A 13,644-nucleotide genomic window follows, 5' to 3' on the forward strand; every position below is an offset into this window, starting at 1 on the left:
GGGCGTTTGTTTTTGACAAATCTATCAGAAGTAACAGGGAAACGTTGGAATGCTTTTGAATTTAAAAATAGAAAACTAAAATTAGGAGATGGAAATTATCCTAATAAAACATTGAAACATTTAGCGCATTTATTAAAAGGACAAAGTATTACTTCAAATGAAATAGAAAAAGGTGATTATCCTGTAATAGCAGGAGGACAAATAAGTCCTTATACTCATAATCGGTATAATTTTAAAGGAAATGTTATTACTATAAGTGCTTCAGGTGCTTATTCAGGATATGTTTGGTATCATAATTATCCTATTTTTGCTTCAGATTGTACAGTCGTTTTTTCAAAAGAAGAATCAGAGATAACAACTTTATATTTATCTGAAATATTGAAACTAAAACAAAAGGAAATTTACAATTTGCAACAAGGAGCTGGACAACCTCACGTGTATGTAAGAGATTTGGAAAAGATAAATATCCCTATTCCTCCTCTGCAAAAACAAAAAGAGATTACTAATAAAATTACAGCTATTAGAGAAGAGGCTAAACAATTGCAAATAGAAGCTATTAATACATTAGAAACAGCAAAAAGGAATATTGAACAAATGATATTAGGCGACTAATTTCCTAATATCATTTGCTCTACAGCTTGTTTGGCTTTCTCTAAAGTTTCTTTTCCTTGTTGCATTAATACATTAGCTTTACTGCGTATTTGTGAGATATGGGTAGCCATTTCATTCTGTTTTTCTAAGGGAGGTAAAGGTATTTTTATATTTTCTATATCTTTAGGGTAAATATGTGATGTTTGTCCTGTTTTTTCTCGATTAATTAATATTTTATAGCATTTAGTATTTAGCAATGGAAACAGATAGTTTGATAATAACTTTTCTTTATTTACTCTAATACATAATAGTTCCCCAACAAAAGAAGTAGAATATTCAGGAGTTTCTTCTAAATATTTTATATGTTTTCCAACATATTCAGCTTGATGAGCTGCTGAAAGAATAAAAATATCCCCTTTTAGTATACTAAAAGGTTGTTTGTTTGTTGTAAAAGCTACTTTTTCAATATCAATCTTGTAATCTGTATAACTACTTACTTTAATTATAGGATAAACTGTGTTATCCTTAGAATATTCAGAACTTGAAGGAGTCTTACCCGAGAAAACATTTATACAATTATGATTAATCGTATCTATTGGGTATTTACCTTTCTCTACTTTAGTTATTATTTTCTTATAATATATAGAATAATAATCAGGGTCAATTCTTTCTCCAGTTACTTCTGATAGATTTGTCAAAAACAAACGCCCTTCATTGTTTTATTATTTTTGATTATATTTATTAGTTTAATCAAATTTACTTATACAATGATTTATGGATATATTCGGGTGAGTTCCGATAAACAAACCGTAGAAAACCAACGTTTTGAAATTAGCAATTTCTGTGAAAAGAATAACCTGACTACAGGTACTTGGGTAGAAGAAACTATTTCTGGTATGACAAGAGTAGACAATAGAAAACTCGGTAAGCTCCTCAAGCGTATGAAAAAGGGTGATATCCTTATCTGTTCGGAGCTATCCCGTTTAGGACGTAACCTCTTAATGATTATGGGAGTGCTCAATGAGTGTATGAACCGTGATATTCAGGTGTGGACAATCAAGGATAACTACCGCTTAGGGAGCGATATCAATAGCAAGGTACTTGCCTTTGCCTTTGGACTATCTGCCGAGATTGAGCGCAACCTTATTAGTCAGCGTACTAAGGAGGCCTTAGCGCGTAAAAAAGCAGAAGGTGTAGTATTAGGGCGTCCCAAGGGAAGTAAGTCGGCTAAAACCAAACTCACAGGACAAGAAAAACGCATCAAGGAGCTGCTGGACAAGCGAGTGTCCTACTCCGCTATTGGGCGTATCCTTGGCGTACACCGCCTTACCGTCAGCAGCTTTGTAAAGGAAAAACTTTAAAAAGCGAAAAGTGAATAGTTAAGCATTTTTCACTATTCACTTTTCGCCATTCACTAAATTAGGCTAATATCTGTGTGGCACGTACGGTATTCACGCGTCCTTGGTAGCTTATAGGCATAGCACTTAAACTAATAACAATATCACCTACCTTCACATGTCCTTCACGAGTGGCTATACGGTTAATATCCTCAATAGTCTCATCGGTGGATACGTAACGATCGTAGTAGTAAGTAGTTACTCCCCATAGTAGACTTAATTTGCTAAGTAAGCGTTTATTAGAAGTAAATACTAAAATATGAGCATTAGGTCGCAAGGCAGATACCTGAAAAGCAGTATAACCACTCCCTGTTAAGGTAGAGATAACTTTAGCATCCATCTCATCAGCAAGTTTAGCAGCACTCAAACAGATAGATTGTGTAACAAAGCGCTCGTTACCTTCACGTATAGGAGAGATTCGAGGTACCTTGATAAACTCAGAATTTTCTACACTGTTGATAATATCAGACATCTTTTCAATGACCTGTACAGGATATTTCCCTGTAGAAGTCTCAGCCGAAAGCATCACAGCATCAGCACCATCTATAATAGAATTTGCTACATCATTTACCTCAGCACGAGTAGGAGTCAGGCTTTCTATCATGGTTTCCATCATTTGGGTAGCGATGATCACAGGAATACGAGCCTCTTTAGCTTTTCGAACCAATTCCTTTTGACGTAGAGGCACCTCTTGTGCAGGAGTTTCTACTGCCAAATCTCCACGTGCTACCATTAGCCCTTGACAGTTAGCTATAATCTCATCAATATTGGCTAAGGCTTCTGGTTTTTCTATTTTGGCTATGATGGGAATATTCTCAGTAGTATGTTCTTTGATAAGCATCTTTAAGTCCTCTATATCCTTAGCATGACGCACAAAGGAAAGCGCAATCCAATCCACCTCTTGTTCTATGGCAAAGATAGCATCCTTGATATCCTTTTCAGTAAGGGCAGGCAGGGAAATGTTAGTATTAGGCAAGTTCACCCCTTTTTTGGATTTAAGTACGCCTCCTTGTAATACTTTAGCCACTACGGTATCTTTTTCATTGGTGGAAAGCACCTCAAAGATGAGTTTTCCGTCATCCAAAAGTACACGTTCACCTGCTTTCACATCGCAAGGGAATTGGGTATAGTTCATATAAGCACGCTCTTTATTCCCTACGAAAGGCTCGCCAGTAATGAAAGATATCTGATCACCTTTCTCTACCACTACTCCTTCTTCCATTACTCCTACACGGAGCTTGGGACCTTGTAAGTCGCCTAAGAGGGCTACATGGGTATTGAGTTCCTCTTCTATAGCACGTACTTGTTGTATGCGTTGTTTTACCTCCTCATAATTAGCATGAGAGAAATTAATACGAAATACATTAACTCCTGCTAATATCATCTGTTTCAAAATTTCAGGGCTATCGGTAGCAGGTCCTAAGGTAGCTACTATTTTAGTTTTTTTTCGTCCTATCATACTATATAAATTTTTAAAATATTAATTTTGCTTTAATTTCATTGAGTTTTTTTTGTTCCTTCTGAGATATTTTCTCCTCTGGAAAAAGTAATATCTCATAGATAAAATCTATCCATCGCGCCCTTTTGAATAGAGAAAGGTAATCCGTTTGATGGTCACTGGATTTAATTCGTAGAAAATAGTCTACTTTGGGCAATTCTCTAATAAGTACTTGTAGCTGTTCCATTTGTGAGAATAATCCCATCTGTACCGTTTGATATACTTTATTTCCAATAAGGTACCATTGTTCTTCTTCTCTTTGATAGATAAACAAAGGGAATAAACTTCTTGATACTTTATCATTTAGCTCTTCAGGAGCACGAGAAAAGCAGATATCCAACTCCTTATTAAGCCAATAGACAAATTTGCAGGGAGCTAATGAACTGTGAATAGCCATAAAACACTCATCTTCTCCATATTGATCAAAATCCCATTCTAACACCAATCCCATGACTAACAGTATTATTAATCCTTCACTTCTTCATGCACTTCTTCATGTAAAGAACAAGGCAAATATACCAATTCCACTCCAGCTTTGGCTAAAAAGTCCAACCCACTGGTATCTTTATAAGCTTCTTTATATACCACTCGTATGATCCCTGCTTGGTGTATTAGTTTACTACATTCTTTACAGGGTGACATAGTAATATAGAGAGTTGCTCCTGCACAGGATTGAGTAGAAGCAGCTACCTTAAGTATAGCATTTGCCTCAGCATGTAATACGTACCAAAGGGTTTGCCCTTGTTCATCTTCACAACAATTATCAAAGCCTGTAGGGGTCCCATTGTAACCATCAGAGATAATCATACGGTCTTTAACAATAATAGCTCCCACTTGTTTGCGTTGACTATAAGAGAGCTTTGCCCATTCCTGTGCCATACGCATATAGGCACGGTCATATCGTTCTTGCTTTTCCATAATTCGCGGCAAAGGTACTACTTTTTAAATAATATCTCTATTTTATTAAGTTTTTTTATTTATTCTAACGTATAGGCATAATCTCAGCTACTAACTTAGGATACATCTTTTGTAATTCTTCTCCGCTTTTAGGTTCTCTTTCCATGGAGAACTCCCCAAAATCATAATTCAATTCAGGCCACTTCTCATATACAGTATCTCGAATAATATCCTCATCACTATCAGGACGTGCTTCTATATTAGCCTCATCTGCTACATAAAGAAGATCTTCCCCCCAAGTATCACCTATATCAAAATGGTATTTACCAGAGACAAAGGACTCTATATCCTTGGTAATATCCTCATAAAACTCTTTGCCCTTGAGTAAAAGCCAACAACGAAAATAGAGAAAACCATCATCTGAAATAAAACCATCAAAGCTGTAAGTATCCCCCTCTTTCTCATATTCATTTCCAAGAATGATATAAAGTTCGGCAATAGGAGCTGTATAAAGGGAAATAAGTTTCTGTTGCAAAGTTTTTTGAAAGGAAATAAGCCTTTCTTCACTATATTTGGAAAGAAAGAGGGTGAGTTTTTCTATATGTTCTTCCAAATTATATGCTTTCCAGTCCTTTTTATTGTATTTATAACTTTTTTCTATGGCTTCCCAAAAGAAAAAATCGGCTTTTTCTTCTTCAGAATATTCCCTTTTTTCAGGAGCGGCTTCACCCTTCCCAAGTTCAGTATAGCCTTTTTTAAGCTTTTGAAGAATTAATTTTTCACTTTCTTTAGTGCATTCCTCAGCTGTAGGAAATTCCTTTACAGCTTCTCGTCCTGCAGTACCTGTTTTTCCATAAACGACCATTTGGGTAGTACCTTCAAAGTCAATATCCCAAAACTTATCGGATTTCGCATCTTGATAGACAAACCTTCTTTTCATATGCTTTTGATTTATAATATTCTACTGACAATTCCAATTTCTTTAGCCAACTTAATATGAGCTAAGTGATGCTTTCCATGCCAAACACTCTTAACTATTTCTTGCTTAATGGACACTGTTTGACCGCTTTGAGGATTCCGGTAGGTCTTTTCAAAATCTTGAGGTGAAAGACTTTTCAATAGGTTATACCAGCGCCAGTGCACTCCATTGATTATATACAATGAGGATGCTATATAAAAATCTCTTGCCTCAGAAATTGTTGCCCACAGGGTTTCCTCATAGAGTTTTACAATGGGATTTTCTTCCGTCAAGGCAAGCTTACAACGAATAAAGCTATTCATATTCACATCTGCTAAATGGTGAACTATCTGTGCTATTGTCCAACCATCTTCCCTATAAGTAAGATTAAGTATATTAGGAGGACACTCGGCTACTGCTTCCTCTAACAAATAAGGAAACTGCCACAATTCCTTTATATAAGTAGTTATTTGCTCTTGAGTTATCATCTGTGGCATTTCAAAAACACCTATAGGGTATTTATTTTTATCCATAACTAATAAAAAACTCAACTATTAACAACAGGCAAATATACAAAAAAACAATTTAATTATTAAAAAATCTCCTTCTTTTTTGAGTTTTCTCTCTACAGTCCAAAAAGATATAGTATATTTGCACATCAAAAACAAATTAAATCTTAAAGAATGGAAATCAAAGATTTACTTTCTATAGCGCATACCTTCGGGAATCCTGTATATGTGTATAATGCTGATAAGATTACCTCTCAATATAAACGTCTCACAAAGGCTTTTGATCATATACCAAGCCTTAGGATTAATTATGCAATGAAAGCGCTGTCCAATGTCTCCATTCTCAAGCTTATGCGAAAGTTGGGAGCAGGATTAGATACCGTCTCTATACAAGAGGTCAAACTAGGACTTCATGCAGGTTTTACTCCAGAACAAATCATTTTTACTCCAAATGGAGTCTCTATAGAGGAAATCGAGGAAGCAGCTTCCTTGGGGGTGCAACTGAATATTGACAATCTTTCTATCTTGGAACAATTCGGTAGCAAACATCCTAATATCCCCGTGTGTATACGTATTAACCCTCATGTGATGGCAGGAGGCAATTCTAAAATATCTGTAGGACACATTGATAGTAAGTTTGGTATCAGCATTCACCAAATACCTCATATTCTGCGCATTGTGGAAAATACCAAAATGCACATCAATGGGATTCATATGCACACAGGCAGTGATATCTTGGATATAGATGTCTTCCTCTACGCTGCCGAAATTCTTTTTGACACAGCAAAGTATTTTAGAGAACTACAATTTATTGATTTTGGTAGTGGCTTCAAGATACCTTACAAGGAAGGAGATGTACAAACTAATATAGAGGAATTAGGAGAAAAACTTAGCAATCGTTTCTTAGAGTTTTGTAAGTTGTACGGAAGAAATCTAACCTTAGCCTTCGAACCTGGAAAATTTTTAGTGAGTGAAGCAGGTTTCTTTTTAGTAAAGGTAAATGTAATCAAGCAAACTACTTCCACTGTTTTTGCTGAAATTGACTCAGGATTTAATCATCTGATCCGCCCCATGTTTTATGGAGCTATCCATTTTATAGAGAATCTCTCCAATCCTGAAGGGAAAAAGCGCTTCTACTCCGTGGTAGGATATATCTGCGAAACGGACACTTTTGCCTCAAACCGACAAATTGCTGAAATCTCCGAAGGAGATATCCTTTGCTTCAGGAATGCAGGTGCTTACTGCTATACTATGGCAAGCAACTACAATTCACGTCCACGTCCTGCCGAAGTACTTTGGATAGGTGGGCAAGCAAAACTTATCCGCAAAGCAGAAACTTTTGAGGATTTGCTCCATAACCAGATAGAAGTTAAGGTATAAAATACTAAAAAGGCTATCCAAAAAACTCTTTGGACAGCCTCTTTTATAACAGATATCTCTTTAATTAAACGTTTATTTTACTTTTTCTACAATTGCTTTAAAAGCCTCTGGATGATTCATAGCTAAATCGGCAAGAACTTTACGATTAAGTTCTATCTCATTAGCTCTAAGAGCTCCCATAAACTTAGAATAAGACAACCCATAAGGGCGAACTCCGGCATTAATACGTACAATCCACAATGCACGGAAGGTTCTTTTCTTATTACGACGGTCTCTGTAAGCATATACTAACGCTTTTTCAACCGCATTTTTGGCAACTGTCCAAACGTTTTTTCTGCGACCAAAGTATCCTTTGGCTTGCTTCATTATTTTTTTTCTACGCGCTCTTCGCGCAACTGCATTTACTGATCTTGGCATAAATTTCTATTTTTTTTGTAGTAGGCGACTTTACGTTCTTTTTGAGCCATACTCCAAGGTGAGACAATTAATTTACCTAAAACAATTATTATTTTAATCCTAATTGTTTTCTTACGCTAGCTTCATCATTAGTATGAACTAAAGTAGCGTGTGTAAGAGCTAACTTACGTTTTTTAGCTTTTTTAGTCAAGATGTGACTTTTGAAAGCATGCTTTCTTTTGATTTTACCAGAGCCCGTTAATTTAAAACGTTTTTTCGCACTGGATTTAGTTTTAATCTTTGGCATTTTGTTACTTAAAAATTAATGAATGAAATATCTGTTATATTTTCTATTATTTCTTCTTAACAGGAGCAATGAACATAGTCATACGTTTCCCTTCTAATTTAGGCATTTGCTCTACTTTCCCAAACTCCTCTAAATCCACAGCAAGGCGAAGTAAGAGCTCCTGACCCTGATCTTTGTAAACAATAGAACGCCCTTTAAAGAATACATAAGCCTTCACTTTAGCACCTTCTTTTAGGAATTTTTCTCCATGCTTCTTTTTGAACTCATAATCATGATCATCGGTTTGAGGACCAAAACGTATTTCCTTGATTTCTACTTTAGTAGCTTTGGCTTTTAGTTCCTTAGCACGCTTTTTTTGTTCGTAGAGAAATTTCTTATAATCTACGATTTTACATACAGGAGGTTGAGCATTGGGAGATATCTCTACCAGATCCAACTCCATCTCTTCGGCAAGCCGTAAGGCTTCTCTTGTAGGATATACACCTGTTTCCACGTTATCTCCTACCAAACGCACTTCAGGGACACGAATATCTCTATTTACCCGATGTGAAGCTTTCTCTTCACTTGCGTTCTTACTGTTAGGTACTTTGCTATTAATGGCTTTTCTATTTTAAGTTAAACTTCGTTTGAGAAAGGTCGTATGTTTTTATTAATCTCTTCTTGTATAAGGGTAATAAAATCAGCTATTTTCATAGTACCCAAATCTGCTCCTCCATGTTTACGTACGGAAAGAGTTCCATTCTTTTCTTCCTCTTCTCCCACAATAATCATATAAGGATATTTTTGAGTTTCTGCTTCACGAATTTTCTTTCCTATTGTTTCATTACGATTATCCACATGTGGACGTAGGTCAGCTTCCTGCAGAAGATTAGCCACTTTATATGCATAACCTTCATACTTTTCACTAACAGAAAGAATATTCACCTGTTCAGGTACTAACCACAAGGGCAAGTTCCCTGCTGTATGCTCCAATAAAATCGCTACAAAACGTTCCATGCTACCAAAAGGAGCACGATGAATCATTACAGGACGATGCATTTCATTATCCGCTCCCTTATACCATAAGTCAAAACGTTCTGGTAGATTATAATCCACTTGGATAGTACCCAATTGCCAACTTCTACCTAAAGCATCCTTAACCATAAAATCCAACTTAGGACCATAGAAAGCTGCTTCTCCTATCTCTATTACATAAGTTAAGTTTTTCTCCTTAGCGGCATTAATAATAGCACTTTCTGCTTTTGCCCAATTCTCATCACTCCCAATATACTTGGACAAATTCTCAGGGTCACGCAAGGATACTTGAGCTGTAAAGTTTTCAAAACCAAGAGAACCAAACACATAAAGTACCAAATCAATTACATGCTTGAACTCAGCATCTAATTGCTCTGGAGTACAAAAGATATGAGCATCATCTTGGGTAAAGCAACGTACACGAGTAAGTCCATGCAATTCTCCACTTTGTTCATAGCGATATACAGTACCAAATTCAGCAAAACGCTTAGGTAAATCCTTGTAACTCCATGGGTGTGAATTATATATTTCACAATGATGAGGACAATTCATAGGTTTAAGCAAATATTCTTCCCCTTCATTAGGAGTGGCTATAGGCTGAAAACTATCTTTCCCATACTTTTCCCAGTGTCCAGAAGTTACATATAGATTCTTGTGCCCTATATGTGGTGTTACTACTTGTTCATAGCCTGCTTGTTTTTGTGCCTTACGCAAGAATGCTTCCAATCGTTCCCTAAGAGCAGCTCCTTTAGGCAACCACAAAGGAAGTCCTTGTCCCACTTTATTGGAGAAGGTAAAAAGTTCCAATTCCTTACCTAACTTACGATGGTCACGTTTCTTAGCCTCTTCCAAGAGAGTTAAGTATTCGGTCAAATCTTTTTGTTTAGGAAAGGATATCCCATATACACGAGTAAGTTGAGGATTATTCTCATCTCCACGCCAATAAGCACCAGCTATACTTAATATTTTTACAGCTTTCACAAAGCCTGTATTGGGTATATGACCTCCTCTACAAAGATCGGTGAAAGTACTATGATCACAAAAAGTTATCGTTCCATCTTCTAAAGCTTCAATAAGCTCTGTCTTATATTCGTTTTTCCCTTTGTAATAGGAAAGCGCTTCAGCCTTACTTACAGGGCGCATCTTGAACTCATATTTGCCACGAGCAATCTCAAGCATTTTTGCTTCTATAGCTGGAAAATCCTTGTCCGTAATAGTATTACCATTGAAATCCACATCATAGTAAAATCCATTAGCTATAGCAGGACCTATAGTAAGCTTTATATTGGGAAATAGTTCCTCTAATGCCTGTGCTAATATATGTGCAGAAGAATGCCAGAAAGCTTTTTTCCCTTCGGGATTCTCCCAAGTATATAACACTAAACTTCCGTCCGTTTCAAGAGGGGTAACTGTTTCTATCGTTTTACCATTAAAGCTAGCCGATATTACATTACGTGCAAAAGCATCACTAATATCATGCGCTACTTCAGCTGGAGTTACTCCTTTTCTATATTCTTTGACAGAACCGTCAGGTAGTGTAATTTTTATCATTATTTAATAGTTGTTAAAAACTCGGCAAAAATAAGGTTTTTTTCTCTGCTGACAAAATTTTTTTACAGTTTTTTATTCAAAAACTTTTAGGTAATTTTTTATTTCTGTTTTTGTATGATTTATGAAAATTTATTATTACCTTTGTAGCAAAAAATGAGTAGATATAATGATGAGATTTCCTTAAAGGAAATTATTTCAGAACTCTTTAGCCAATACAATCTCAATTATGGAATTGACAAGATACGAACCCGAGAAGCATGGGTGGAAATTGCAGGAACAGGGATTGTAAAATATACAGACAATGTACGATTACAAGGGGAAAAACTATTCATTACCTTAAACAATGCTGCCCTAAAAGAGAACTTAAGCTTTCGTAAAAGTGAATTGGCACAACTTATCAATGATTATTTACAAAAAGAAGTAGTGAAAGAGATTATATTTTTGTAATATTTATATCTTAGTTTTGTATATATCTAAGTTTTGTATATATCTAAATCATTTTAAGTATGAATTATAATTTTGATGAAATTATTGACCGAAAAGGCACTGATGCTCTAAAATTAGAAGCTCTTTTGCCTCGCTGGGGTCGTGAGGATCTAATCCCTATGTGGATAGCTGATATGGACTTCAGAACACCTCCATTCATTGTAAATGCTGTAAAAAAACGTATCCAATGTGAGGTCTTTGGATATACAGACAAACCTCTTGCTTGGTACCAATCCATTATCAATTGGCAAAAAAGACGTCACCATTTGAATATCACCAAGGAGATGATTTGCTTCGTCCCTGGAGTAGTACCTGCTATTGTTATGGCTATGGAAGCTTTTACTAATGTAGGTGATAATGTGCTTATACAGCCACCTGTATATTACCCTTTTGAAGCAGCTATCCGCAATACCTCTCGTAAAGTGGTTACCAATCCTCTTCTCATAGAGAACGGACAGTATCGCATTAATTTTGAAGATTTTGAGGAAAAAGTTAAAATTTGTAAACTCTTTATTCTATGCAATCCTCACAATCCTGGTGGACGTGTATGGACTCGTGAAGAACTCCAGAAACTGGCTGATATTTGTAGTAAGTATCAAGTACTTATGATTTCAGATGAAATACATGCTGATCTTACCTTACCTTCTCACCAACATACTTCTTTGGCAAGCCTTTCTAAGGAAGTTGCTATGAACTGTGTTACTTTCTCCTCAGCAAGTAAAACTTTTAATATGGCTGGTTTAGCTAGCGCTTACGCTATTATCCCTAATCCTGAAGTTCGGCAAAAATTTCTAGACAAAACTGTAGGGTATATGCTTACCGATGGAAATATCTTTGCTTTCCAAACTACAGTAGCTGCTTATGAAGAAGGAGAAGAATGGTTGAGTCAACTCTTACAGTACATACAAGGAAATATCAATTTCTTACTTCAATATGTGGATAAGTACCTTCCTAAGGTAAAATATCTTATCCCACAAGCATCCTATTTAGTCTTCCTAGATTTTAGAGAACTGGGACTCTCTCAAGAAGAATTAGTATCTTTCTGTACTAACAAGGCTCATTTAGCCCTCGTAGATGGAAGTGTATTTGGAAAAGAAGGAACAGGATTTATGCGAATTAATTTAGCATCTCCTCGTTCAGTAATTGAAAAAGCACTCAACCAACTCAAAGAAGCTTTTTCTAATAATTAGTAAAACTAAATGATTAATGGTTAATTCATTGATAATTAACCATTAATCATTATTCTATACCTCTGCTATTAAGCCACTTTTTATAAGCATCACGATTTTTATTATGTTCCATAAGAGTTCTGGCAAACTTATGGTATCCTATCCTTGCCGTATCAGCTACAAAGAATATATAATCATGTTTCTGAGGAGAAAGTACCGCATCAATAGAAGAAATATCAGGCATACAGATAGGAGCCGGTGGTAATCCCGTATTCAAATAAGTATTATAAGGAGATACAGTAGATAAATCCTTAATATGCACTCTCTTTATAATAGTATCATATTTTCCAGTGCTTTCCTTTATGGCATAGATTACAGTAGGATCTGCTTGAAGCAACATCTTTTCATTCAATCTATTAAGATATACACCTGCTATCATGGGTCTTTCCTCCACTTTATAGGTTTCTTTCTGTACAATAGAGGCGAGAATTGTTACCTGTTGTGGTGTTAATCCTATAGCAGCAGCCTTTTCTCTCCTTTTATCATTCCAAAAATCTTTATATTCCTTCTCCATTCTTTGAGCAAATCCTTTGGCTGAAGTATTCCAATAGAAACTATATGTATTGGGAATAAATAACCCCAACACATTGAGTGAATCCATCTGATTTCTATATAGGAAATCAGGATCTAAAAAAGCATTCATAAGGGAAGTGCTATCTGCTTCTATTTCTTTGGCGATTCTTCCAGCAAGATTTTGCAAACGCTCTTGATTATTAAAAGAAACTTTCACAGGCTCACTTAAATTTCTGAGCATACGAACCATCTCTAAGTTATTCATTCCCCTACGAATTACATAACGTCCTGCTCTTACATGTTCTGTATATTTGAGGTACTTTGCCACCCAAAAAAAAGTACTCTTATTGGATAACATAGGATAAAGTTCATTTAAGATGAACCTATAATCACTTCCCGTAGGAATATACAATATCTGTTTTTTACTTTGAAAAGAAGTGTTAGGATAAAATAGGACATAACAAATAGCTCCCCCTCCTATAAAAATAATTAATAGAAAGAGAATACTTATTATTTTTAAAGTTTTCTTTATCATTATACCAGTATAAAAATTTAAATCTTAAATATTTACTTTATTTGTTTTGTAAAAGATAACTGTAACATCGGTACAAGCAGTAAAAAAGGTTTTTGATCGGGAGAATATACAGATTTATTATTGAATATTCCAGAGAAAGCAAGCGACCATCTTCCTTATTATATTATCGTATGGTGTACAACACTCATAGGGATCTACTCTTAAATATGTTTCCAAGTAAAAGATTCTGAATTATTTCCAAAATTAGCTCCTATTGATATCATTCCTGCCAATAACCATTGAGGAGGAACTCCCCATGGGATTCCTGTATATATTAGGGTATCTCTTTGTTGAGAATATATATTTATCGTATAAAATAGAATGAAAAGGACACTTACTATTTT

16 protein-coding genes are annotated in these 13,644 nt (G+C 35.5%); 5 read left to right on the forward strand and 11 right to left on the reverse strand.

Going from position 1 to position 13,644, the window contains the following annotated elements; translation table 11 throughout:
• Nucleotides 1-612: restriction endonuclease subunit S (locus tag VJJ03_RS03300; protein ID WP_323973838.1), on the forward strand; the 612-nt coding region annotated here is incomplete at its 5' end.
• On the opposite strand, the gene VJJ03_RS03305 is transcribed toward VJJ03_RS03300, so the two are convergent.
• Nucleotides 609-1,289, reverse strand: coding sequence for a restriction endonuclease subunit S (locus tag VJJ03_RS03305; protein ID WP_323973839.1), 681 nt, complete (start codon nucleotides 1,287-1,289; stop codon nucleotides 609-611). The two genes, VJJ03_RS03300 and VJJ03_RS03305, sit on opposite strands and share 4 nt — an antisense overlap.
• Before the next feature lie 69 nt (nucleotides 1,290-1,358).
• Between VJJ03_RS03305 and VJJ03_RS03310 the strand changes: the two genes are divergently transcribed.
• Entirely contained in the window at nucleotides 1,359-1,952 is a 594-nt protein-coding gene (locus VJJ03_RS03310; protein ID WP_323973841.1) for a master DNA invertase Mpi family serine-type recombinase, read from the forward strand.
• Between the two features lie 58 nt (nucleotides 1,953-2,010).
• On the opposite strand, the gene pyk is transcribed toward VJJ03_RS03310, so the two are convergent.
• The 5 genes from pyk to VJJ03_RS03335 form a co-directional block, all read right to left on the reverse strand.
• Nucleotides 2,011-3,447 carry a pyruvate kinase gene (gene pyk / locus VJJ03_RS03315; protein ID WP_009746199.1) on the reverse strand — a complete coding sequence of 479 codons (1,437 nt, stop codon included), beginning with the start codon at nucleotides 3,445-3,447 and terminating at the stop codon, nucleotides 2,011-2,013.
• A gap of 13 nt (nucleotides 3,448-3,460) precedes the next feature.
• Nucleotides 3,461-3,937: an IPExxxVDY family protein gene (locus VJJ03_RS03320; protein ID WP_009746200.1), complete on the reverse strand. Its 477-nt coding sequence runs from the start codon at nucleotides 3,935-3,937 to the stop codon at nucleotides 3,461-3,463.
• Between the two features lie 14 nt (nucleotides 3,938-3,951).
• Nucleotides 3,952-4,404 (reverse strand): deoxycytidylate deaminase, encoded by a 453-nt coding sequence (locus VJJ03_RS03325; RefSeq protein ID WP_009746201.1) that lies wholly within the window; start codon nucleotides 4,402-4,404, stop codon nucleotides 3,952-3,954.
• Between the two features lie 64 nt (nucleotides 4,405-4,468).
• Complete coding sequence (locus VJJ03_RS03330) at nucleotides 4,469-5,323, reverse strand: DUF4240 domain-containing protein (RefSeq protein WP_323973843.1); 855 nt, start codon at nucleotides 5,321-5,323, stop codon at nucleotides 4,469-4,471.
• Nucleotides 5,324-5,334: 11 nt separating this feature from the next.
• Nucleotides 5,335-5,874: a YfiT family bacillithiol transferase gene (locus VJJ03_RS03335; protein WP_323973845.1), complete on the reverse strand. Its 540-nt coding sequence runs from the start codon at nucleotides 5,872-5,874 to the stop codon at nucleotides 5,335-5,337.
• Between the two features lie 150 nt (nucleotides 5,875-6,024).
• On the opposite strand from VJJ03_RS03335, the gene lysA reads away from it, so the two are divergent.
• Nucleotides 6,025-7,230, forward strand: coding sequence for a diaminopimelate decarboxylase (gene lysA / locus VJJ03_RS03340; RefSeq protein ID WP_323973847.1), 1,206 nt, complete (start codon nucleotides 6,025-6,027; stop codon nucleotides 7,228-7,230).
• 72 nt (nucleotides 7,231-7,302) lie between these two features.
• On the opposite strand, the gene rplT is transcribed toward lysA, so the two are convergent.
• The 4 genes from rplT to thrS all read right to left on the reverse strand — a co-directional run bounded on the left by rplT (nucleotide 7,303) and on the right by thrS (nucleotide 10,498).
• Nucleotides 7,303-7,647 carry a 50S ribosomal protein L20 gene (gene rplT / locus VJJ03_RS03345; protein ID WP_009746205.1) on the reverse strand — a complete coding sequence of 115 codons (345 nt, stop codon included), beginning with the start codon at nucleotides 7,645-7,647 and terminating at the stop codon, nucleotides 7,303-7,305.
• An 88-nt stretch (nucleotides 7,648-7,735) separates the two neighbouring features.
• A complete protein-coding gene (gene rpmI / locus VJJ03_RS03350; protein WP_009746206.1) occupies nucleotides 7,736-7,933 on the reverse strand; it encodes a 50S ribosomal protein L35 in 198 nt (65 codons plus the stop codon).
• A 46-nt stretch (nucleotides 7,934-7,979) separates the two neighbouring features.
• Nucleotides 7,980-8,531 carry a translation initiation factor IF-3 gene (infC, locus tag VJJ03_RS03355; RefSeq protein ID WP_083808008.1) on the reverse strand — a complete coding sequence of 184 codons (552 nt, stop codon included), beginning with the start codon at nucleotides 8,529-8,531 and terminating at the stop codon, nucleotides 7,980-7,982.
• A gap of 17 nt (nucleotides 8,532-8,548) precedes the next feature.
• On the reverse strand, nucleotides 8,549-10,498 hold the full coding sequence (gene thrS, locus VJJ03_RS03360; RefSeq protein ID WP_323973849.1) for a threonine--tRNA ligase: 1,950 nt from the start codon (nucleotides 10,496-10,498) through the stop codon (nucleotides 8,549-8,551).
• Nucleotides 10,499-10,651: 153 nt separating this feature from the next.
• On the opposite strand from thrS, the gene VJJ03_RS03365 reads away from it, so the two are divergent.
• A complete protein-coding gene (locus VJJ03_RS03365) occupies nucleotides 10,652-10,945 on the forward strand; it encodes a DUF721 domain-containing protein (RefSeq protein WP_009746209.1) in 294 nt (97 codons plus the stop codon).
• Nucleotides 10,946-11,004: 59 nt separating this feature from the next.
• Nucleotides 11,005-12,174, forward strand: a complete 1,170-nt coding sequence (locus tag VJJ03_RS03370) for a MalY/PatB family protein (RefSeq protein ID WP_009746210.1) — start codon at nucleotides 11,005-11,007, stop codon at nucleotides 12,172-12,174.
• A 49-nt stretch (nucleotides 12,175-12,223) separates the two neighbouring features.
• Here the strand turns inward: VJJ03_RS03370 and mltG are convergent, their stop codons facing one another.
• Complete coding sequence (gene mltG, locus VJJ03_RS03375) at nucleotides 12,224-13,261, reverse strand: endolytic transglycosylase MltG (RefSeq protein WP_009746211.1); 1,038 nt, start codon at nucleotides 13,259-13,261, stop codon at nucleotides 12,224-12,226.
• Nucleotides 13,262-13,644 lie beyond the last annotated feature (383 nt).

Origin of the sequence: Capnocytophaga sp. G2 (assembly GCF_035282625.1) — a bacterium.
GTDB lineage: Bacteria > Bacteroidota > Bacteroidia > Flavobacteriales > Flavobacteriaceae > Capnocytophaga.

What these genes read in the sequence shown, in the direction of transcription:
- VJJ03_RS03310 (WP_323973841.1), top strand. Translation starts at nt 1,359, where the DNA reads ATGATTTATGGATATATTCGGGTGAGTTCCGATAAACAAACCGTAGAA.
- pyk (WP_009746199.1), bottom strand. Translation starts at nt 3,447, where the DNA reads ATGATAGGACGAAAAAAAACTAAAATAGTAGCTACCTTAGGACCTGCT.
- VJJ03_RS03320 (WP_009746200.1), bottom strand. Translation starts at nt 3,937, where the DNA reads ATGGGATTGGTGTTAGAATGGGATTTTGATCAATATGGAGAAGATGAG.
- VJJ03_RS03325 (WP_009746201.1), bottom strand. Translation starts at nt 4,404, where the DNA reads ATGGAAAAGCAAGAACGATATGACCGTGCCTATATGCGTATGGCACAG.
- VJJ03_RS03330 (WP_323973843.1), bottom strand. Translation starts at nt 5,323, where the DNA reads ATGAAAAGAAGGTTTGTCTATCAAGATGCGAAATCCGATAAGTTTTGG.
- VJJ03_RS03335 (WP_323973845.1), bottom strand. Translation starts at nt 5,874, where the DNA reads ATGGATAAAAATAAATACCCTATAGGTGTTTTTGAAATGCCACAGATG.
- lysA (WP_323973847.1), top strand. Translation starts at nt 6,025, where the DNA reads ATGGAAATCAAAGATTTACTTTCTATAGCGCATACCTTCGGGAATCCT.
- rplT (WP_009746205.1), bottom strand. Translation starts at nt 7,647, where the DNA reads ATGCCAAGATCAGTAAATGCAGTTGCGCGAAGAGCGCGTAGAAAAAAA.
- rpmI (WP_009746206.1), bottom strand. Translation starts at nt 7,933, where the DNA reads ATGCCAAAGATTAAAACTAAATCCAGTGCGAAAAAACGTTTTAAATTA.
- thrS (WP_323973849.1), bottom strand. Translation starts at nt 10,498, where the DNA reads ATGATAAAAATTACACTACCTGACGGTTCTGTCAAAGAATATAGAAAA.
- VJJ03_RS03365 (WP_009746209.1), top strand. Translation starts at nt 10,652, where the DNA reads ATGAGTAGATATAATGATGAGATTTCCTTAAAGGAAATTATTTCAGAA.
- VJJ03_RS03370 (WP_009746210.1), top strand. Translation starts at nt 11,005, where the DNA reads ATGAATTATAATTTTGATGAAATTATTGACCGAAAAGGCACTGATGCT.
- mltG (WP_009746211.1), bottom strand. Translation starts at nt 13,261, where the DNA reads ATGATAAAGAAAACTTTAAAAATAATAAGTATTCTCTTTCTATTAATT.